This is a genomic window from Stenotrophomonas sp. TWI273, from assembly GCF_039674765.1.
Classification (GTDB): domain Bacteria; phylum Pseudomonadota; class Gammaproteobacteria; order Xanthomonadales; family Xanthomonadaceae; genus Stenotrophomonas.
In genome coordinates, this window is sequence record NZ_JBDJOA010000004.1 from 193,559 (window position 1) to 214,313 (window position 20,755).

Below are 20,755 nucleotides of genomic sequence, written 5' to 3' on the forward strand. Positions count from 1 at the left end.
TGGCGCCGCGCTCAACGCGCGGCGATCTCCTGCTGGACCAGCTCGCACAGCCCACTCTCTTCGAAGCACACCTGGGCACGCAGGGTGCCGTTTACCGGTCCGGTGCCGGCGGCGACCGGCAGGCGCAGCTGACCGCGTTCGCTGAAGTAGGTATAGCGATACTCGCCGGCGAAACTGCGGCCGTGCCCTTCGCGCGGCGCGACCGAGTGCAGCGGTCCCTGCGCCTGTTCGCCACCGGCCAGGGTCACCCGCGCCGCCCGCGGGCCGATCTGCGGTTGCTCGAAATCGGAGGCATACAGAATCCAACCCGGTTCGATGCGGGCGTCGATCACCAGCTCACGGGTGCCGTCGGGGCGCGCTTCCACGCGCGGATCGAGTGCGACTTTCGGGGTGTCGGCGGCGGCCGCGCCGAACGGGATGAGCAGCAACGCGGCAACCCACGGGGAAAGGCTGCGACTCACTCCTTCGCCCCCTGGCCCTCGGTGGTGATGCGCAGCTGCACCTCGTCGGCGATATTGGGCAGGAACCCGGTCAGGCCGAACTCGCTGCGGCGGATGACGGCGGTGGCGTTGAAGCCGATCGTGGGCACCTTGCGGCTGGGATGCTCACCCACCTTGTTGAGGGTGGCGTCGAGTACGACCGGACGGGTCACCCCATGCAGCGTCAGATCACCGGTGATTTTCAGGCGGCCGGTGCCTTGCGGCACGACCGAGGTACTGCGGAAGCTGGCCTGCGGGTGCTTGGCGACATCGAACAGCTTGTCGCCCTTGACGATCTCGTCCAGTTTCGGAACGTGGGTGGCCAGCTCGGCCAGCGGCAGCTCCACCTGCACCTGCGACGCAGCGGGCTTGGCCGCATCGTAGATGAGCGTGCCGCTGCTGATCGCCGCGCGGCCGGTCGGGAAGGAGAAGCCGTTGTGGTTCCAGGTGAACAGCACATCGGTGTGGGTGGGGTCGAGCTGATAGGTCACCGGTGCGGCGGTCGCCACGGCGGGCACGGCGGCCGCGGTGAACAGGGCCAACAGGAGGGCAGTACGCATGTGAGGTTCTCTGGGCAGTGGCGCGCGGCCGCCCGCGGCATCACGAAGAGACCGTGCCGGGCAGGCAGCGCAGGAGCGGGTGAGCAACGGCCAGACGCGCTGGCCGCTGCAGCGGGTTACGGGGCGATCGCCAGTGATGTGGTCGTCGCCGGGGCGGCGGGAGCAGCGGCGCTGGCCGCGTACGGATCCGGTTCGGCGATCAGCCCATCAAGCAGGCTGTTGAAGCGGGTCACGTAGTCCTGGTGATACTCACCGGTGACCGTGCCGGTGTAGCCGGTATAGATCTCGCGGACCTTGCCGTCGCGGCCGATGATGATCGTGGTCGGGAAGGCGGCCATGTAATTGAGCCCCTTGAGTTTCTCGGTGGCGACTTTCTTGTCGGCGATACCGCCGAACACGATGTCGTAACGGATGTCGAAATAATCCTTGAAGGTGGTCAGGGTCTTCTGGAAATAATCGAAGTTGTCTTCCTGCTCGAAGGCGACGGCCACCGCTTCCACCCCACGGTGCTGGTTCTGCTTGAACCACGGCGCCAGGAAGTAGGTCTGGTCGGTGCAGTTGGGGCACCAGGTGCCGATCACTTCAACGATCACCACCTTGCCGCGGTACTTGTCGTCCTGAAGCGTGACCGGCTTGCCCTGCAGATCGGGGAAGCTGAAATCAATGCGATCCTGGCCATCCTTGAGGAAGGTGAGCTTGTACGGATCGGGCAGCTCCACCTTGTCGCTCTTCTCGGCCTCGAACTTGACCACGTTGTAAATGCCGCTGCCGAACGCGCCCTGGATGTTGCCGTCCTCATCGATCGTGCCGCGGATCAGCAACGGGCTCGGCCCGCTGAAGCCGGACAGATAGAAGCGGTTGCCCTGTACGGTGCCTTCCAGCTCGCGGGTGTCGCCAACGACGGTCATGAACACGCCGGAGAGGCGGTTTCCTTCCTGCTTGAGCAGGGCCACCTGGTTGCGCTTGTCCTGGCGGGCCGCCTTGTCGATGGTCTGCACGGCCCACTTGCCGCTGAGGTCCGCCGCGGGCGCCTCGTCCTGGCCTGGCTTGACGAAGCGCCATGCCGCGCCCTGTTCGGCGGTGAAGGCAAGGTTGCGCGCCCCGTTGCGGCTGGGCACCAGGTCCTTGTACTGGCCAACGAGGTGCCTGCCATCCTCGGAGACCTTGCCTTCCAGGACGGCATCGTAGGTGTTCATCCGCACCGAAAATGTCCCGTCATCGCGCGGGGTGACCTTGAATTTGTCCGTGCGCGTGCCGTTGAGCAGGGTGAAGGTCGCGTCCTGCGCGCGCTTGCCCTTTACTTCGAAGTTGAAGGGGATGGGGTCGCCATCGATGGTGAATTCGCCACGCCACACGCCTTCGGCAGGAAACGGTGCTTTGGCGGCGGCCGCGGCAGGCAGGGCGAAGGCCAGGCTTGTAGCGAACAACAGGGTCGCGACGACGCGACCGGATAATGCCAGTGTCATGAGAGTGCTTCCAGATAATCCCCTTGGTCGCGCCAAGTCGCCGGCGATGCAGCCCCCGTTCCACTGCATCCGCTGAAAGGCCATCCCTGGCCGGTCACGTGCCATCCCTGGCGTGACTGGATTATTGCCACGTGAATGTCGTAAAAGTTCATCGCCGCTTGGTACGCATGTTCATCAGCATATTCAGCGGCGCGACGATGGCAGGCTGATAACCGTTTTGATATCAGCACGCGCCGGTGCTGCCGGGTTGCGTATTTGCCGCCGCCCGCCACATCGAAGACCATGGCGGCCTGAAGCGCCCACTGGCCGGGCGCAATGCCGCAGGCAGGCCGAGTAGCACCGCCGCCGCGTGCCGATAGAGGAGCAAGTCATCGTGAAGCCCAGGGAAGGTATCCAGGTGTCGGTCTACACCCGTTGGCACCAGTTGGCGGTGCCGCTGGCATTCGTACTTGCTGCCAGCAGTTTCATGTTCATCGTGCTCAATCGTGGGCCGGTAGGCGTCGCGATCGTGGTCGCCATGGCGTGCCTGGTGATTCCGCCGTTGCTGGCCTTCCAGGGATTCCCTACCCGCAACGAGGTCATGATCATGCCCGACGGCCTGATGTTCTCGCGCCGCGACGCGGTGCCATTCGATGCGCTCTCCAGCTGGGGCACCGATGATTATCTGAAGCTGGTGCGTCCCCGCCGGGCGACGCTGATGGTCAGCGCTGCCGATCTGCAGAGCCGGGAGCGCTTGCTGCGCGAGTTCCAGCAGGCGTTGGATGCCTGGCAGCGGAAACAGCCGGCACTGAGTAAGCCGATCCGCCGCACACACTTCTACGGCTCCGCGCGTGCCGCTGCCATCGGTGCGGTGATCATGGCGCTGGGAGCGGTGTGCATTGTCATGGCGCTGCGCTTGCGTGAGCCATCCATCGAGCTGGCGATCGTTGGCGCGCTCGGTGGGCTGTTCGGGATGTTCATGCTGCTCGGCCGACGGGTCTGAGCCGGGCAACGCGTCCACACGGTCTTGTTTTCAGCGTCTCGCGTATTTCACGAGCTCAAGCGCAGCCTGCCGATGCGAGCTGCATCCGCAGCGCATGAAAAGGAGTGCCATACGCTATGAATACCCGAGGCGATTACGCCCACCCCGAACCCGTCGCTGCGGCGACCGTCGCCGTGGTCACCCCACCGCCCGTGGTGGACCTGCCGCGCGATAGCGCGGTGTCATGGGGCGCGATTCTGGCCGGTGCCATTGCCGCCGCTGCGCTGTCACTGATTCTGGTGATTCTCGGCGTGGGCCTGGGCCTGTCGTCGGTGTCGCCGTGGTCGTTTGAAGGCGTGACGGCAGAAACGTTTGGCTGGTCCAGCATCGCGTGGCTGACCTTTACCGCCATCGCCGCGTCCGGTCTGGGTGGCTATCTGGCTGGCCGCCTGCGCACGAAGTGGAGCAACATCCACGGGGATGAGACCTACTTCCGCGACACCGCGCATGGGTTCGTCTCCTGGGCGGTGGCCACGTTGCTCACTGCCGCACTGCTGACCTCGGCCATCGGCGGCATCCTGGGCGCCGGTGCCAAGGTTGCCGGCGCCACTGCCGGTGCCGCCGCCTCGACGGCAGGCGGTATCGCTGCCGCCGGTGCAGGCTCGGCTGCGATGGGCAGCGACCAGGGTGACGTGCAGTACTGGGTGGATTCACTCTTCCGTGCCAACCCGACCGCTGCGCAGCCCGCGCCGCCGGCCGGCCCGGCCGACGCGTCGGCACCGGCACCGGTCGCCAACGGTGCACCGCCGCCGCCGCGCCCGATGCCGGGTGCCGACCGTCGTCCGGACAGCGGTGAAGTGCGTACCGAGGTCAACCGCATCATCCTCAACAGCCTGAAGTCCGACACCATGGACCCGGCCGACACCCAGTATCTGGGGCAGCTGGTGGCGGCGCAGACTGGCATGAGCCAGGCCGAAGCACAGGCCCGCGTCACCGATGTGCAGACCCGCCTGCGTGCGGCGCTGGACAACGCCAAGGTGCAGGCCAAGCAGGCGGCTGACGATGCCCGCAAGGCAACCGCCTACGCCGCGTTGTGGCTGTTCATCACGCTGCTCATCGGTGCGTTCATCGCCAGCCTGAGCGCCACCTGGGGCGGCCGTCGCCGCGACCTGTGATCCTGACCACCTCAAGGGAGGAAACACCATGAAGTACATTCTGCTGTGGATGCTCGGGATTCCGATTCCGCTGCTGCTGTTGTTCGCGCTGCTGCGCTGACCGCTCACCCATCAGGCCGCCTTCGGGCGGCCTGATGGGTTGTAGGGACCCGATGGTGTAGAGGCGCTGGGCGCTCGCTGCGGCGTGGCTGTCTGAACGAGTCAGGGAGGTGGAGAAAACCTTCACGTTGCGGGCATCGGCCTTCGTGCCCAATCTTCCTGAATTCATTTAAGCTTTCACCATTGCGGCCCCCATTCATATCGGAGATGGGTCGCGCGTCACCCCCGTATCTCCCCTTTTTCCAGGACCCTCTCCATGGCGGCTTTGCAGCAGCGCACGATCGATCTCATCCGCAGCCACCAGGAGCCTGTGCTCGCCGCATGGGCCGGCAATCTGGCCGGTACCAGCCAGGCGCAGGACGGCCGCCTTTCCTCCCGCGAGCTGGATGTCCAGGTCCGCGAGTTCTGGCGCCTGTTCCTGGATGCGCTGTCGGCCACCGACGTGAGTGCCGTCGCGCGGGCAGAGTGGCAGGATATCCGGCGTTTCCTGGAGGAACTGTCGCGCGAGCGCGTCCTGAAGGGATTCAATTCCGCGGAGACCGCCAGCTTCATCTTCTCGCTGAAGCGACCGCTGTTCGACGTGATCCAGCAGGGGTATGCCAATGACCCGGCGCACCTGGGCGACCAGCTGTGGGCGATCTCCGAGCTGATCGATCAGCTGGGGCTGCACACGGTCAGCGTGTTCCAGAAAACCCGCGAAGACGTGATCCAGCGCCAGCAGGAAGAAATGCTTGAGCTGTCCACGCCCGTGGTGAAGCTGTGGGACGGTGTGCTGGCGCTGCCGATGATCGGCACGTTGGATTCGCAGCGCACCCAGGTGGTGATGGAGTCGCTGCTGCAGCGCATCGTGGATACCGGTTCTGAAATCGCCATCATCGATATCACCGGCGTGCCGACCGTGGATACGCTGGTGGCCCAGCATCTGCTGAAGACTGTCACCGCCATCCGCCTGATGGGCGCCGATGCGATCATCAGCGGCGTGCGGCCGCAGATCGCCCAGACCATCGTGCACCTCGGGCTGGACCTGCAGGGCATCGTGACCAAGGCCAATCTGGCCGACGCACTGGCGCTGGCGCTCAAGCGCACCGGCCAGACCGTCACCCGGACCGCCCGCTGAGATGGAGCGCATCCCGATCCTGCAGATGGGCGATCTGCTGCTGGTGACGATCCAGGTGGACATGCATGACCAGCTCGCGCTGACGCTGCAGGACGACCTCACCGAGAAGATCCGCAGCACCTCCGCGCGCGGTGTGCTGATCGACATTTCCGCACTGGATATCGTCGATTCGTTCATCGGCCGCATGATCGCCACCATTTCGTCGCTGGCCCGGATCATGGATGCCACCACCGTGGTGGTGGGCATGCAGCCGGCCGTGGCAATCACGCTGGTGGAGCTGGGGCTTACGCTCAGTGGCGTGCGCACCGCGCTCAATGTGGAGCGTGGCATGAAGCTGCTGCAGCGTACCGACGAAGACGAAGCTGCCTCATGAGTGCGTCCAGTGGTTCGCTGCCGATCCGCATCGAGCAGGACGTCGTGCTGGCCCGCCAGGCCGCACGCCAGATCTGCGTGGCATGCAAGCTGCGTCTGATCGACCAGACCAAGCTGGTCACGGCCGCCAGCGAGTTGGCCCGCAACGCCGTGATCTACGGCGGCGGCGGGACCATGGACTGGGAGGTCGTGGAGAAAGGGCTGCGCAAAGGCGTCCGGCTGGTCTTCGCCGATAACGGGCCCGGCATCCCCGATGTCGCGCAGGCCCTGACCGATGGCTGGTCATCCGGCTCGGGCATGGGCCTGGGGCTGTCCGGTTCGCGTCGCCTGGTGGATGAATTCGAACTGGAGAGTGCGCCGGGGCAGGGCACCCGCATCACGATCACCAAATGGAGCTGAACTTCGCCGGCCAGGTAACGCGGGTCGTGCTGGTCGAAGAAACCTCCCAGGTCGGACAGGCCCGGCGCGAAGCGCTGGCGCTGGCCGATCATGTCGGCCTGGATGAAATGGACGCCGGCCGCGCGGCGTTGGTGGCCACGGAGATGGCGACCAACGTGCTCAAGCATGGGCGCGGCGGACGCATGTACCTGTCCGTGGTCTGTGGCCGCGGCGGTAACGGCGTGGAGCTGTGCACCGTGGACACCGGTCCGGGCTTTTCCCTGGCGGAGTGTCTTCCAGACGGCTACTCGACCGGGGGCACCCAGGGGTTGGGGCTGGGTGCGATCCAGCGCCAGGCCACCGTGCTGGATGCCTGGTCCGATGCCAAGGGAGCGGTGGTGGTGGCGCGGATCTACGCCAGTCGTGCGCCACGCGATATCGATGTGGCCTACGGTGCGCTGCGCATTCCGATGCGGCACGAGCTGGCCTGCGGCGATGCCTGGCATATCCGCGCCGACGGACAGACCGTGGCGGTGACCGTGATCGATGGACTCGGCCATGGACTTCCCGCCGCCGATGCCTCGCGGGCCGGCGTGGAGGCGGTCGCGCACACGGCCGCGGGCGGCGCACCGGCGTTGATCGGCGTCCTGCACGCGGGCATGTCCGGCACCCGGGGCGGTGCAGCGGCCGTTGCCTGCGTGGACGTGGCCACCCTGCAGGTGGAGTTTGCCGGTATCGGCAATATCGCCGCGAGCCTGTGCGAGCCCACCGGTTCGCGTGGGTTGGCGTCACACCCGGGTATCGTGGGCGTGCAGTACCGCAAGGCACAACCATTCCATTTTCACGCGGCCGCAGGCACGCTGCTGGTCATGCATAGTGATGGCCTGCAGGCACGCTGGAGCCTGCGTGACTACCCCGGTCTGCTGCACCGCCACCCGGCATTGATCGTGGCGGTGCTGCAGCGTGATTTCGATCGTGGCCGGGATGACGCCGGCATTGTTGCCCTGCGTCTTGGAGATCTGCATTGAGCGCTTCACCCGATGATCAGGAGCTGCAACGGCTGCGCCTGGAAGCCGATGCGCTGCGCGCTGAGTTGGATGAAACCAATCAGGGGGTGCTCGCCTTGTATGCCGAGCTGGACGAGCAGGCCGAGCAGCTGCGCGAGGTGTCCGAGCTGAAGAGTCGGTTCCTGTCCTACATGAGCCATGAGTTCCGCACGCCACTGGGCTCGATCCTGAGCATGACGCGGCTGTTGGAGGACGGCATGGATGGCCCGCTGACCGAGGAGCAGCGCCGGCAGGTGCGTTTCATCAGCGCCTCGACCAGTGAACTGCGCGAGATGGTGGACGACCTGTTGGATCTGGCCAAGATCGAGGCGGGGCGCATCACCATTTCACCGGCCTGGTTCGACCTGATGGACCTGTTCTCTGCGCTGCGTGGCATGTTCCGCCCGCTGGTGGAGGGCAACCAGGTGGACCTGGTATTCGAAGACCCGCCGGTCATGCCGCTGCTCTATACCGACGACAAGAAGCTGGCGCAGATCCTGCGCAATTTCATTTCCAACGCATTGAAGTTCACGCCCAATGGCCAGGTGGTGGTATCAACCCGGCTGGAAGGTGAGAACGCCGTGCGCTTCAGCGTGCGCGATACCGGCATCGGTATCCCCGCCGAACTCCAGTCGACCCTGTTCGAGGATTTCGTGCAGGTGGACACCCCGCTTCAGAAGCGCCTGCGCGGAACCGGTCTTGGTTTGTCCCTGTGCAAGCGATTTGCCGAGCTGCTGGGTGGGCATGTCGGGGTCGAGAGTGACGTCGGCAAAGGCTCGGACTTTTATGTCGTACTGCCGCTGACACTGGCCACGGAGGCCACGCATGCCCAGCCCTGATCGCATCCTGGTGGTGGATGACAATGTGGCGACCCGCTACGCGGTGCGCCGCGTACTCGAGCACCACGGGTTCCATGTCGAGGAAGCGGGCACCGGCGGTGAGGGGCTCGCGCGCCTGGCCGAGCATGATTTCGGCGCGCTGGTGCTGGATGTGAATCTGCCGGACATGAGCGGCTTCGATGTGGTGCGCCAGTTGCGTGAGGACGCGCGGCTGCAGTTGCTTCCCGTGGTGCACGTCTCGGCCGCATCCATCGCGACCGGTGACATGATCACTGGCCTCAACGCCGGCGCCGATGCCTATCTGATCCATCCGGTCGATCCGGATGTGTTGTTGGCGACGCTGCGCAGCCTGCTGCGCGCCCGTCGTGCCGAGGAAGCCCTGCGCGATACCGAGGCGCGGTTCCGCGAAATCTTCCGTCACATCAATGCCCCGATCGCGGTATTGGATGCGTCGCTCAACGCCCATGATGCCAACGATGCCTTTACCCGTCTGCTGGGTCAGCAGGCAGGACCAGGCCAACTCGATCAGCTGCTGCAGGATCAGCTCGCCCCGCTCAGTGCATTGAAAGTGGCGTTGGCCGAAGGCGAGCGCTGGCAGGGTACCTTCAGCCTTCGGGTCGGCGGGGTCCTGCGCATGACCGAATGGCGGGTGACCCCGTACCAGGCCGCCGGGCAGGGCCTGGTGCTGATCGAAGACACCACCGAACACCATGCGCGCGCCAACGAGCAGCGCCAGGAACTGGAAAGCGCCACGTCCGAACTGGCGTTCCAGATCGCCGAGCGCGAGCGCACCGAGATCGAGTTGATGCAGGCGCAGAAGATGGACGCGCTGGGCCAGCTCACCGGCGGCATCGCGCACGATTTCAACAACCTGCTGACCACGATCATCTCCGGGCTGGACATGATCGAGATCGCCGCCTCCAGCGGTAAATGGGACAAAGCTTCGCGCTACGTCGAGATCGCCACGGGCTCGGCACACCGTGCCGCTGCGCTGACCCAGCGCATGCTGGCGTTTGCCCGCAAGCAGCCGCTCGATCCGCAGACCTTCGATGTGGTCGCGCGGGTGCGCTCGCTGGAAGACATGCTGCAGCGATCGATCGGTGAGAACATCGAACTCGAGCTGGAACTGGGCGTTGAACCCCTGATCGCGGTCGCCGACCCGAACCAGTTCGAGAACGTGATCCTCAACCTGGTCATCAACGCCCGCGATGCACTGGCGGGCCAGGGGCTGATCCGCATCCGCGCCGGGCGTGCCCGGATCGAGCGCGACCATGAGCTGGCGCCTGGCCACTACATCACCGTGACGGTGCTCGACAATGGCGTCGGCATACCCGCGGAGCTGTTGACCAAGGTATTCGAGCCCTTCTTCACCACCAAGCCGCAGGGCGAGGGCACCGGGCTGGGGTTGTCGATGACCTACGGGTTCGCGCGGCAGTCCGGTGGCAGTGCGCGCATTGCCAGCGAACGCGGCGAGGGCACCGAGATCGAGCTGCTGCTGCCCGAGGGGCAGCTCCAGTCTGCGGCCCACGACACATTGGCACCCGCACAGCTGACCCGTGGCAGCGCCGAGCGGATTCTGCTGGTCGACGATACCGATTCGGTACGCATGATGGTCCGGGAGATGCTGGTCGAGGCCGGTTACCAGGTCGTGGAAGCCATCAACGCACAGCAGGCCCTGTTGGAACTGCATTCGGACCGTGACCTGGACCTGCTGCTGTCCGATGTGGGTCTGCCGGGCATGAACGGCCGTGAGCTTGCCGATGCGGCTCGGGTGTTGCGCCCGCATTTGCCGGTGCTGTTCGTCACCGGTTACACGGAGAGTGCAGCCGTCCGCAATGAATTCCTGGGGCAGGGCATGTCATTGCTGCCCAAGCCGTTCAGCGTGAACGAGCTGCTTCGGGGCGTGCGGCAGATGTTCAACCCGGGCTGAGCTGGCGGACCGCCGGCATGGGTACAATCCCCCGACGCCTCCGGGGGAAACCGCCATGTCGCCACCCGCCATCGGCCCTGCCGCCCGCGCACTGGCAGACCGTGAGTGCAGGGCCATCGCCGCTGCGCTGGCGCTCCAGCCCGATGTCCACGATGCCGTGCATCGGGCGCGCAAGACGATCCGCCGCCTTCGCGCGCTGCTCGCCGTGCTGGAGAGCAGCGACCTTGAGACCGCCCGGACCGACGCGAGCCTGCGCCGGCTCGGGCAAGGGTTGTCGGCCTTGCGCGATGCCCATGTGGTGGTGGAGACCTGCCAGCACCTCGCCGCGCAGCAGCCCGCCCCGCCGTGGACGGAGGTGTGCAGGCGGTTGATGGCGCGGCGCGACGTAGTGCTCGCCCGGGCGCTGGCGCGCGACCCGGCGTTTGCGCGTCGTCACGCGGCGCTGCTGCGTATCGCCGGCGAACTCCAGGCGCAGCCATGGGACGGGCTGAGCGGGCGCGATCTCCGCAGGGGTCTGGCCCGCAGTGAACGCCGTACTGCCAAGGCGGAGAAGCTCGCTGCCCGCACCGGAGATCCGCAGGACCTGCATCGCTGGCGGCGCAGAGTGCGTCGCCTGCGGATGCAGCTGGAGGCGATGCCCGCGCTGGACAGTGCGCTTGCGGCCTCGATCAAACGGAAAGGGCCGGGCCACCAGGCGCGCGCGCTGCATGCGCTGGGTGATCAGCTTGGCAGGCAACAGGACCTGCGGATGGTCCGCAACCTGGTGCGGGTGATGCCGGGCGTGCCGGAACGGCGTGGCTTGCTTGCGCAGATCGATGCCGCACTGGCCGCTGCGCTCGGCTGAGCAAGGCAGGCGTATCCCTCAGGCCCCCGCGACCGTACGCACGCCGGCATGGCCCCCTGCCTTCGGCGGCTTGTACTCGCAGCGGGGATACGCCGAGCATGACTGGAACGCGCCATACGGCCCGGTGCGCGGCACGATCACCCCCACCTTGCAGGCGGGACAGGCCTGCTCGTGGATCGTGTCTCCGGCCATCGAGGTCACGCGTACCGCGCCGTCGTTGACCAGTTCGGTCAGGAACGCCGAACGTCGGCCCTGCACGGTGAACATCGCCACCGAACGGCGCGCGCGCGTCAGCGCGACGTAAAACAACCGGCGTTCCTCACCGAGCGGGTACGCATCGCCGTCGGGCATCGCCAGCGCCAGTACGGGGTCATCCGCGCGCGCGTTGGGGAAGCGGCGATCCAGCATGCCGGGCAGGATCACGTAGTCCGCTTCCATGCCCTTGGACCGGTGTGCGGTGAGGAAGCTGACCTGCATGTGCTGCCCGTAACGCGCGTTCCAGCTGGCCGGAAGCATCGCGCGCTCGGCGTTGTAGCGGCCCAGCACGAAGACGGTGACCTTGCCGTCCCGGCCTGGCGGTACCTGGCCGGTCAGCAGCTGCTGGTGCAGTCGTTCGAGGTACTGCTCGACCGCGCCGGCCAGCCGGTCGCGCGAGGCCACCTGGAAGGCCTGCAGCACCGCGCCATACGCCGGGGTGAGCGAGTGGACCTGCTTGGGTATCTGCGTTGGATTGCGTGACACGAACGCACTGGAGACATCGCACAGCGCCTGCGGGCAGCGGAACGTCTGTTCAAGCTTGAGCACCTGGCCCGGGCCGAACCAATCCAGGAAGCCGGTCATCACCGAGACGTCCGCGCCGGCGAACCGGTTGATCGACTGCCAGTCGTCACCGACCGCGAACAGATGTTTGCCCGGTGCCTGCACGAGCGCGCGGCACAGACGCGCCCGGGCGCGCGAGGCATCCTGGAATTCGTCGGCCATCACCAGGTCGAACGGCGCGACACAGCGACCCTGTTCCAGGTGCTCGGCAGCCTGGTTGAGCATGTCCTCGAAGTCGATCCCACCTTCCGCGACCAGCGCATCGTCCCAGCCGTCCAGGATCGGAATGATGAGCTCGAGGAACAGGCGGTAACGGTGTTTGAAGTGATCGTCCGGCAGCCCGCGCAGCCGCTCGACCATGTCCTGCACGTGCAGGCCGTTGCTCTTGGCGTGGCTGATGAAGGTCCGGACCAGGCCGATCAGGTCGGTATCCGGCATCGGTGTCGCGCCGCCCTCGGGCAGTTCGCGGTCGGGATTCGGGTCGAGCTCGAGACCGCGCTGTGACAGTGCATCGCCCAGCCGCAGGAACAGTTCGCCCGTGCGCAGTTCGTGCGAGGAGGTCTCGATCCGCTCGGCGCCGTGGGAGCGCGGGTGGCCATCCGGCGGCGCCGGCGACGGGCCGTGTCCATCCGGGGCGAGGTGGTCGTGGTTCAGCCCGATGCCCGGGTAGCAGAAATCCGGCCGGTACTGGCGGTACTCGTCCGTGCCGGCATCGAAGGCGTGCCGCCGGGCGTACGCATAGTCCACGCCGTTGTAGAACAGCCAGTCCGCGATCACGCATTCTTCGATGCTGCGCACGCGCTCACCCTGCAGCGTACGCACGTAGCCCTGCCCATCCTTGTCCCATTCCTCGGCATCCAGCGGCCCGCCGGTGACGGGCAGATCACGACCGAACACCAGCCGGAACAGGTCCCACTGGGTACGGAAATGGAGAGAGCGGTCCTTGAGCTGGTCGATGATCTCGGCCAGCCGGTGAAAGCCCTGCGTGGCATCCACGGCCCACTCCGGCACCTGCGGCATCCGCCCCGTGGCCTGGGCGATGATGTGCCGGCCCAGCGCGTGGAAAGTACGCGCCTCCACCCGGACCTCGCCCAGGCCAATGCGATGGAACGCGCGATCGGCGCGTGCCTGCAGTTCCGTGGCGGCCTCCTTGTTGAAGGCGAGCATGACGATGCGCTCTGGCGCGACGAGGCCGCGTTCGATCGCGTACGCCGCCTTGGCCACCATCGTCGAGGTCTTGCCCGAACCCGCGGCGGCCACCACCTGGACGCGGTTGTCGAAGCAGATCACTGCCCGGGCCTGCTCATCGGTGAGCGGGCGGCTTTCCACGTGATCCAGCAACGCACGGCTGGCCATCCGCTCGCGCGCCTGATGGGCCTCATTGCGGCGTTCCCACATCGCTGGCCAGTCGGCCAGCCACAGCATCAAGGTTGCTTCGATCGCAGCGGGATCACCGCCGAGTTGGCTGCGCAGCGCGGCGTTGTCGAACACCGCCCACAGCGCCTCTTCCTCCAGTGGCAGGGCGGGGCGCGCCTGCAGCAGCGCCTGTTGTTGCTCGTGGGTCAGCCACAGCGCTTCCTCGTCGGCCCGTTCGGTGGCGGTCTGCACCTGGCCAAGCCAGCGCTCGATCGCGGCGTAGGCCTGCTGGAACAGGGCGACATGGTCGCGCTGGCGCTGTTCACCGCGCAGCTCGGCCAAGGTGGAGGCCAACTGTCGAGCCGAAGCGGCGTTCAGGCCGCCGAGCGTCAGCGGGGCCTGCCCGTCGCGGTGCAGGGTAAGCCGTGCCCACGGCAGGCGCGGGTGCACCTGCAGTGCCTCCAGCGGCGCGGGGCAGGGGCGGCCGTCCACGGTCAGCACAAGCTGGTCGCCTTCCAGGCGCAGGCGCCAGTGCGGTGATCGCGTGAGGCGTTGACCCCAGTCGCTCGGGGCCCATTCGTACGTCATCGGTGTATCCAGGTGCGGCCATCGTTGCGGCCGTGGCCGGAACAGCACGGGTGGCGCGGTTTGATCGGATGCCCATGATAGGGGAAACCAAAAAAAATCCCTGCCTGGGCAGGGAGTTGAATTGGCCGACGGGGCTGGCGGTGCGCTTACTGCTGCAGCACCGGCACGCTGCGCGAGCGGCGATCCACCAGCATCGCCACGCCCCAGAGCAGCAGGCCGCCCAGCGCGGTGGCGGCGCCCACGTAACCGGTCACCGCCGGGCTGAAGCCGGCGCCGATCGCCATGCCGCCGAACCACGGCCCCAGTGCGTTGGCGGTGTTGAACGCCGCGTGGTTGGAGGCGGCCGCCAGCGTCTGCGCTTCGCCCGCCACATCCATCAGGCGGGTCTGCAGCACGGCCGCCAGGGCGCCCATGGTGCCGACGGCAATGATCATCGGGAACACGCTCCACACCGACTGCGCGGCCAGCGGGAAGGCGAGCAGCACCAGGATCGACCAGACCAGCACCACGGCCGCGGCGCGGAACTGGAAGCGGTCCACCAGCCAGCCCCCGGCCACGTTGCCGATGATCGCGCCGATGCCGAAAATGCCCACCGCCAGCGGCATCCACGATTCGGCCAGGCCGGTGACCTGCACCAGGGTCGGGGCGAGGTAGGTGAACACGCAGAACATGCCGGCAAAACCGACCGAACCGATCGCCAGCGCCAGCCACACCTGGGTGCGGTTGAAGGCGCGCAGCTCGCGCATCGGCGAGGTGCGGACTTCATCCGGATCGGGCAGCAGGAAGCGCGCGATCATGGCCACGGTGGCAATCGCCAACACACTGACCACCGCGAAAGCAGTGCGCCAGCTGAGCTGCTGGCCGAGCCAGGTGGTCAGTGGGTTGCCGACCAGGATGGCAACGGACAGGCCGAGCAGCACCTTCGAGACCGCCGCGCCGCGCTGGGCCGGGGGACTGATCGCGGCGGCCACCAGCATTGCCACGCCGAAATACGCGCCATGCGGCAGACCGGCGACGAAGCGGGCCAGCAACATCGTGCCGTAGTTCGGCGCCAGCGCGCTGGCCAGGTTGCCGATGGCATAGAACCCCATCAGCGCCAGCAGCAGGTTGCGGCGAGCGAAGCCGGCACCGGCAAAGGCCAGTACAGGTGCGCCGACCACCACGCCGACGGCGTAGGCACTGATCAGGTGGCCGACCTGTGTTTCGCTGATGGACAGACCACGGCTGATCTCAAGCATCAGCCCCATGCTGGCGAACTCGCTGGTGCCGATGGCGAAGCCGCCCAGCGACAAGGCCAGCAGAATCAGAGTGCGCTCGCGCGGCGAGAGCCGGGCGGCCAGAGGGACGGAGGAGGAGCTCATGCAGGCGGCGGCGTCGATCGGGGGAGCGCGGCATTGTACTGCTGCGGCGCAACATTAATCAGGCCCTTGGGTAGAACGCTGGATCCGCGGGACACTGCGCACCTGCGGCAAGGGCATCCGGGTCAGCCCGGGACGCCCGTCCTGATGGGCTGTTGTCGAGTCTTCACGGATAGCGCTCGGGCCTGAACGGCAGTCCCTCCGGCGTGTCCAGCGGGGGGCTGACCCCATGCGCACGGCTGAGAATCTCGTTGGTCCGCTTCTGTTCGGCCAGGATCTCCCGCAGCAGCCCCTTGATGCCGAAGATGGCGAAGGGAACGAAGATCCACAGCAGCCCGAACAGCGCCCAGCCGAGGCCAATCAACAGCGAGAAACCGTCCAGCATGTGCATTCCTTTGTCAGTGGCAGAGATGTCCGTGCGCGCATGATGGCCGCTGCACCGTTCGGGCGGCTTCGGTCAAGGCCAGTCTCGCTCATTCGTGCGACAATTTGCCTTCAAAGCCACCACCTGTCGATGGCTGCGCCATGTGGCCATAGGGGTTGTGATGTCTATCAGTACGGGCTTTCCAGCGCTCATCGGCTTTGATCTGCCCGGTCTGCAGGATGGGGCTGGCGCGTCACGCGTGATCGTCACCGCGCTTGTGGATGGCACGCCCCCCAATGACTGGATGCGCATCCTGCACCGTCTGGCGTGGCCATCGCTGCGCCTGGATCACGGCGTCGAGCAGATCCGGCTGGTCGGGCAGGGCATCCATTTCGTGGGCGCCATCAAGGACCCGCGCGCGTTGTCCGCGTCGGTGCGCGGTCTCTTCAACGAGGTCAACGCGAAGGTGCTGGATCGCCGCTTGGCCGCGATGGAGAACCCGCTCGACGACGACGGTCCCGGCGCGGCGCCCTTGGCGGATCCTGCGATCTCGGCGGATCCACGTCTGGACGATGTCGCGGCGTTGCTGGCGATGCCTGCCGTGCCGGGCATGCTGGAACTGGCCAGTGCGATGACCGGCATGCGTTTCGTCGCCGTGGCACGCGTCACGGCGGATCGATGGACGGCATGCGCCGTCCATGACGGCCTCGATTTTGGTCTGCGGCCGGGCGAAGACCTGGTGCTGGAAACCACCATCTGCGATGAAATCCGTGAGCATCGCCATCTGGTGCAGTTCGATCAGGCCAGCACCCACCCGGTATTTTCCAGCCACCCCACGCCGGCGTTGTACGGGTTCGAGAGTTACATCTCGGTTCCGATGTTCCGCCGCGATGGCGGGTTCCACGGCACCTTGTGCGCGCTGGATCTGAATCCTTCCAGGCTCGATACCGCCACGGTGAAGGCATTCGAGATCCTGGCCGGCGTCATCGGCGCGCAGCTGGAGGTGCCGGAGGCATCCGCCGAGGCGGGCCAGAAGGTGGCCAGCATGAGTGATGCACTGTCGGTGCTGTCCGGTCAGGTCGACGCACTGGAGGCGGCGATGCTGCCGGAGCAGTTCCGCACGGTGACCGCGCGGTTGCGTGAGCTGGTGGACGCGCGAGGGGCAGTCCTGGGCTGATCGCGCCGCTGGGCAGCGCTGCGCAGGTCTTTGTCCCCTCAGCCGTCTACCTCGACCCGCGCAAAACGCGCACGCCACTGCCCGTCCACCTCCACCTGCGCGACGAACATCTCGAACGGACGCACCCACAGCCCGATCTCCGAATCCAGCGGCCGGTACAGCACCATCGGCGCCAGCGTTTCGCTGTGGCGGACAACGCCGATCACTTCGTAGTTGCCGCCTTTGAAATGGCGGTAATGGCCGAGCGGCAGGGCGGGCAGCGGGGTGAGATCGGTCATGGTCTGGCAGCGAGGCAGGCGGGCTGGCCATTATCGCCCGGGCTGCCGATGGCGTCGCGGGGTCTCAGCCGGCATCCGGCAACGGACCGGCGCGGCAGGCACTGACCAGCTGCAGCACCGCGTCAGGGTGCATGGGCCGCGCGAGGTGATAGCCCTGTGCTTCGTCGCAGCCCCACAGCCGCAACAGCGAGAGCTCGGCTTCGTTCTCCACGCCTTCGGCTACCGTGCGATACCCGAGCTGCCGCGCGAGCTTGATGATGGCCTCCACCTTGAGCCGCGCGGTGCGCGAGCGCGCCAGCCCGGTGACCAGCGTCTGGTCGATCTTGATGTGGCTGATCGGCACCTCGCTGAGGTAACCGAAATTGCTGTAGCCGCTGCCGAAGTCGTCAATCGCGATGCGCACGCCGGCAGCCGCCATGTCGCGCAACTGCGGCAACGCCGCAGGATGATGGTTGAGCCATTGGCCTTCGGTGATTTCGATTTCGATCACGCCGGGGGCGAGACCGTACGCGTGCAGTCGCTCCGACAGGACGCTCCATACACACTGATCATCGAAGTCGCGTGGCGAAAGATTGATGGAGAGGCTGAAGCCGGGCACGCGCTCCTGCCATTGCGCGGCCTGGGCCAGGGCGTGATCGATGACCCAGCGGCTGATCGCCGGCATCAGCGCGGTGCGCTCGAGCACCGGGATGAATTCGCCGGGGCTGACCGGACCCAGCATCGGGTGGGTCCAGCGCAGCAGTGCCTCGGCCGATACCGGCAGCCCGTCGAGCAGATCGAAGCGTGGTTGGTACACCAGGCTGAACTGGTGCTGGGCCAGCCCGCGCCCGGCGTCGGAGGCCAAGCGGTAACGCCGGCGAAGGGCATCGTCGCGTTCCTGCGAGTACCAGCACAGGCAGGCATCGGTCTGGATCGCGTGGTGCATGGCGACCAGGCATTTGCGGACCAGATCCGCGGTCTGGCCCGGGACGGGGCGGAAGTCGCATACACCGGCGTGGAACTGCGGCGACATCGGAATGCGGCCGGCCATCAGCGGCCGGCGCATACGGATGCGCAGGCGCTCAAGCAGTGCCTCGGTCTGGTGGTGCGAGTGGTCCGGCAGCAGGAAGGCGAAGCGGGTCACGCCCACGTGATAGACCTGTGCGATATCGCGCAGCACGTCCTGCACCCGCAGCGCCGCTTGGCGCAGCAAGGTTTCCACCGGCTTCATGCCCAGCGCCTGGCCGGCCTCGTTGGCACTTTGCAGATCGAATACATCCAGCAGCACTGCGGTGAATGCATGCGACTGGCCACGGCGGGACAGGGCATTGAGGTCGGCCTGGAACTGCTGCCGGTTGGGCAGGCCGCTGATCTGCTCGCGCCGGCCCAGCGACATCTTCAGCTCCATCTGCGCGACCACCACCCGTGACAGCGTCTGCAGCTGCAGCTGTTCTTCGGCCGACAACTGACGGGGCTCACGGCCCATGATGCACAGCGTGCCGAGTGCGATGCCGGCCTTGGTGATCAGCGGGGCACCAGCGTAGAAGCGCAGCTGCTGCGGGCCGGTCACCAGGGCATTGTCGGCAAAACGCGCATCCAGGCGCAGGTCCGTCACCTGCAGCACGGCGCTGGCGCCCAACGCCCATGCGCAGATCGATGCGTGCCGTTCGTTGCGGGTGAGCGTCAGCCCGACGCGCGAGATGATGTGCTGGTGCTCGGCATCGAAGATGGACACCAGCGCAATTGGAACGCCGAAGGTAAACGCCGCCAGTTCGGTGATCGGGTCCAGCGCAGTACCCAACGCAGGGTCCATCACGTTGAGCGCTTCGATCAACGCCATCCGATCTACATCATCACTTCTGTCCAGCATCTACCGCACCCTGTTCCGACTACACCACTACTATCCCCAGTGGAATGCAGAACCGATGTGAAGCACGAGTGGCGCGGATGAAGCGTTCACGCTGGCGGCTGTGCGCTCGCTCAGCAGGGCGCGACCGGTGACTGCAGTAACGTCACCAGCTGGCGCAGACGATACGGTTTGGGCAGGAATTCGACATGTTCGGGCAGCGGCGGCAGCTGCGAGCGGGCGTAACCGGAGGCCAGGATGATGCGCGCATTGGGCAGCACATCGGCCACATGCTCGCTCAACTCAACCCCACTCATGCCGTTGGGCATGCTGATATCGCTGAACACCACATCGAAACCGCCCGGGTCCTGCATCAGCCGCAGCGCGGCCGGGCCGTCGTCGGCGGTGTGGATTTCAATGCCGAAGTCCTGCAGCGCCTGGCCGATCAGTTCACGCAGGTCCTGCTGGTCTTCGACCATCAATACGCGTAGGGGCTCAGACATGCTCGACTTCCTCAATGACAGGTAACAACAGACGGACGGTGGTCCCGCGTCCGGGGGCGGTTTGTACGTCGACGAAGCCGTCGCACTGGGAAACGAAGCCGAACACCTGGCTCAGCCCCAGTCCGCTGCCTTTGCCGATTTCCTTGGTGGTGAAGAACGGCTCGCTGGCGCGCTCGGCGATGTCCGGGGGCATGCCATTGCCCTGATCGGTCACCGCGATGGCGACATAGTGGCGGCGCATGGGCTGGGACAGATCCGGCGCCAGCCGCTGTTCGACCTCGGCCGTGATCGTGACCGTGCCGCCTTGGGGCATCGCTTCGCCACTATTGAGCACCAGATTCAACACGGCGCTGTGCAACTGTACGCCATCGGTGACGATCGGGGGCAGATCCGAGGTCAGATCCAGCTGCACCTCGATGCCCGGCGGGCAGGCGCGGCGCAGTACGGGCAGGGCATCGAGCAGGAAATCCTGCACCAGGACCGGCTCGCGCACCAGCGTCTGATCAGCGGAGAACGCCAGTAGTTGGCGGGTCAGCAGCGAGCCGCGGTCGGCGGCGGCATGGGCCAGGTCCACCAGCGCCTGGGTGCGCCCGTCGGCGCCGGGGCGCAGGGCGATCAGGTCCAGGGCGTTGCCGATGGTGGTCAGCAGGTTGTTGAATTCATGGGCCAGACCGCGGGTCAGCCGGCCGACATTGTCCAGTTGGCGCTGCTGCACGTGCGCGCGCTGCGCATCCTGCAGCAGGCGCTGGGCCTGGTAGCGTTCGGTGACATCCTGGGTGACCTTGACGAAACCGAGCAGGCAGCCGTCTTCGCGGACAGGCTCGATCACCTCGCCGGCGCGGAACCGCTCGCCATTGCAGCGCACCCGCCACCCTTCACCGACGAAGCGGCCATGGTCCCGCGCGTGCGCCAGCGCCTGCTCCGGGACGCCCAGCTGCTGGTCTTCGGGGGTATAGAACAGGCTGACGTGCTTGCCGATGACGGCCTCGGCGGCATAGCCCTTGACCCGTTCGCAGCCACGGTTCCAGCTGCAGATACTGCCCTGCGTATCGAGCAGATAGATCGCGTGATCGCTCACGTTGTCGATCAACAGCTTCAGCTGCCGGCTTTCGTCGGCGAGCGGTGCAACGCTGGATACGGCCTGGACCACGACGGTTATCGACTCCCCCGATAAGGGACCGAACCGTAGGGGCGACGATGTGAAGAAAGTGTCAAGAACGT

21 protein-coding genes are annotated in these 20,755 nt (G+C 66.5%); 10 read left to right on the forward strand and 11 right to left on the reverse strand.

Annotated elements, in window-relative coordinates; all coding sequences use genetic code 11:
- Positions 1-11: 11 nt before the first annotated feature.
- From ABE571_RS07305 to ABE571_RS07320, 4 genes are all read right to left on the reverse strand, one after another.
- Positions 12-461 carry a protein-disulfide reductase DsbD domain-containing protein gene (locus ABE571_RS07305; RefSeq protein ID WP_346462629.1) on the reverse strand — a complete coding sequence of 150 codons (450 nt, stop codon included), beginning with the start codon at positions 459-461 and terminating at the stop codon, positions 12-14.
- Entirely contained in the window at positions 458-1,039 is a 582-nt protein-coding gene (locus ABE571_RS07310; RefSeq protein ID WP_346462628.1) for a YceI family protein, read from the reverse strand. Before ABE571_RS07310 ends, ABE571_RS07305 begins: the two co-directional genes overlap by 4 nt.
- A 116-nt stretch (positions 1,040-1,155) precedes the next feature.
- Positions 1,156-2,505, reverse strand: a complete 1,350-nt coding sequence (locus tag ABE571_RS07315) for a TlpA disulfide reductase family protein (RefSeq protein ID WP_313212654.1) — start codon at positions 2,503-2,505, stop codon at positions 1,156-1,158.
- The gene (locus tag ABE571_RS07320) at positions 2,502-2,789 is read right to left on the reverse strand and encodes a hypothetical protein (protein WP_313212653.1); all 288 of its coding nucleotides are present in this window, start codon (positions 2,787-2,789) and stop codon (positions 2,502-2,504) included. Before ABE571_RS07320 ends, ABE571_RS07315 begins: the two co-directional genes overlap by 4 nt.
- 182 nt (positions 2,790-2,971) lie before the next feature.
- Here ABE571_RS07320 and ABE571_RS07325 point away from each other — a divergent pair, with 182 nt between their 5' ends.
- The 9 genes from ABE571_RS07325 to ABE571_RS07365 all read left to right on the forward strand — a co-directional run bounded on the left by ABE571_RS07325 (position 2,972) and on the right by ABE571_RS07365 (position 11,266).
- Positions 2,972-3,487, forward strand: a complete 516-nt coding sequence (locus tag ABE571_RS07325) for a hypothetical protein (RefSeq protein WP_346493473.1) — start codon at positions 2,972-2,974, stop codon at positions 3,485-3,487.
- Positions 3,488-3,603: 116 nt separating this feature from the next.
- The gene (locus ABE571_RS07330) at positions 3,604-4,641 is read left to right on the forward strand and encodes a hypothetical protein (protein ID WP_346480811.1); all 1,038 of its coding nucleotides are present in this window, start codon (positions 3,604-3,606) and stop codon (positions 4,639-4,641) included.
- Between the two features lie 355 nt (positions 4,642-4,996).
- A complete protein-coding gene (locus tag ABE571_RS07335) occupies positions 4,997-5,857 on the forward strand; it encodes an STAS domain-containing protein (protein WP_313212650.1) in 861 nt (286 codons plus the stop codon).
- Position 5,858: 1 nt separating this feature from the next.
- Positions 5,859-6,230 (forward strand): STAS domain-containing protein, encoded by a 372-nt coding sequence (locus tag ABE571_RS07340; RefSeq protein ID WP_019184175.1) that lies wholly within the window; start codon positions 5,859-5,861, stop codon positions 6,228-6,230.
- Entirely contained in the window at positions 6,227-6,628 is a 402-nt protein-coding gene (locus tag ABE571_RS07345) for an anti-sigma regulatory factor (protein WP_121037420.1), read from the forward strand. The genes ABE571_RS07340 and ABE571_RS07345 overlap by 4 nt, the downstream gene beginning before the upstream one ends.
- Positions 6,619-7,635, forward strand: a complete 1,017-nt coding sequence (locus ABE571_RS07350) for an ATP-binding protein (protein ID WP_346465943.1) — start codon at positions 6,619-6,621, stop codon at positions 7,633-7,635. The genes ABE571_RS07345 and ABE571_RS07350 overlap by 10 nt, the downstream gene beginning before the upstream one ends.
- Positions 7,632-8,492 (forward strand): ATP-binding protein, encoded by an 861-nt coding sequence (locus tag ABE571_RS07355; RefSeq protein WP_313218699.1) that lies wholly within the window; start codon positions 7,632-7,634, stop codon positions 8,490-8,492. The genes ABE571_RS07350 and ABE571_RS07355 overlap by 4 nt, the downstream gene beginning before the upstream one ends.
- A complete protein-coding gene (locus ABE571_RS07360) occupies positions 8,479-10,422 on the forward strand; it encodes a response regulator (protein WP_346480812.1) in 1,944 nt (647 codons plus the stop codon). The genes ABE571_RS07355 and ABE571_RS07360 overlap by 14 nt, the downstream gene beginning before the upstream one ends.
- A gap of 55 nt (positions 10,423-10,477) precedes the next feature.
- On the forward strand, positions 10,478-11,266 hold the full coding sequence (locus tag ABE571_RS07365; RefSeq protein WP_346493474.1) for a CHAD domain-containing protein: 789 nt from the start codon (positions 10,478-10,480) through the stop codon (positions 11,264-11,266).
- Between the two features lie 18 nt (positions 11,267-11,284).
- On the opposite strand, the gene ABE571_RS07370 is transcribed toward ABE571_RS07365, so the two are convergent.
- From ABE571_RS07370 to ABE571_RS07380, 3 genes are all read right to left on the reverse strand, one after another.
- Complete coding sequence (locus ABE571_RS07370) at positions 11,285-14,029, reverse strand: UvrD-helicase domain-containing protein (RefSeq protein WP_346493475.1); 2,745 nt, start codon at positions 14,027-14,029, stop codon at positions 11,285-11,287.
- Positions 14,030-14,175: 146 nt separating this feature from the next.
- The gene (locus tag ABE571_RS07375) at positions 14,176-15,390 is read right to left on the reverse strand and encodes an MFS transporter (protein WP_313211126.1); all 1,215 of its coding nucleotides are present in this window, start codon (positions 15,388-15,390) and stop codon (positions 14,176-14,178) included.
- 163 nt (positions 15,391-15,553) lie between these two features.
- Entirely contained in the window at positions 15,554-15,772 is a 219-nt protein-coding gene (locus ABE571_RS07380; RefSeq protein WP_313211127.1) for a hypothetical protein, read from the reverse strand.
- Positions 15,773-15,932: 160 nt separating this feature from the next.
- On the opposite strand from ABE571_RS07380, the gene ABE571_RS07385 reads away from it, so the two are divergent.
- Complete coding sequence (locus tag ABE571_RS07385) at positions 15,933-16,928, forward strand: GAF domain-containing protein (RefSeq protein WP_346493476.1); 996 nt, start codon at positions 15,933-15,935, stop codon at positions 16,926-16,928.
- A 38-nt stretch (positions 16,929-16,966) separates the two neighbouring features.
- Here ABE571_RS07385 and ABE571_RS07390 read toward each other — a convergent pair whose 3' ends face one another.
- The 4 genes from ABE571_RS07390 to ABE571_RS07405 form a co-directional block, all read right to left on the reverse strand.
- Positions 16,967-17,206, reverse strand: coding sequence for a DUF1653 domain-containing protein (locus ABE571_RS07390; protein ID WP_313211129.1), 240 nt, complete (start codon positions 17,204-17,206; stop codon positions 16,967-16,969).
- Between the two features lie 64 nt (positions 17,207-17,270).
- Complete coding sequence (locus tag ABE571_RS07395; protein WP_313211130.1) at positions 17,271-19,025, reverse strand: EAL domain-containing protein; 1,755 nt, start codon at positions 19,023-19,025, stop codon at positions 17,271-17,273.
- A gap of 140 nt (positions 19,026-19,165) precedes the next feature.
- Positions 19,166-19,534, reverse strand: coding sequence for a response regulator (locus tag ABE571_RS07400; protein WP_121037386.1), 369 nt, complete (start codon positions 19,532-19,534; stop codon positions 19,166-19,168).
- Positions 19,527-20,684: an ATP-binding protein gene (locus ABE571_RS07405; protein WP_346493477.1), complete on the reverse strand. Its 1,158-nt coding sequence runs from the start codon at positions 20,682-20,684 to the stop codon at positions 19,527-19,529. The genes ABE571_RS07400 and ABE571_RS07405 overlap by 8 nt, the downstream gene beginning before the upstream one ends.
- Positions 20,685-20,755: the final 71 nt, after the last annotated feature.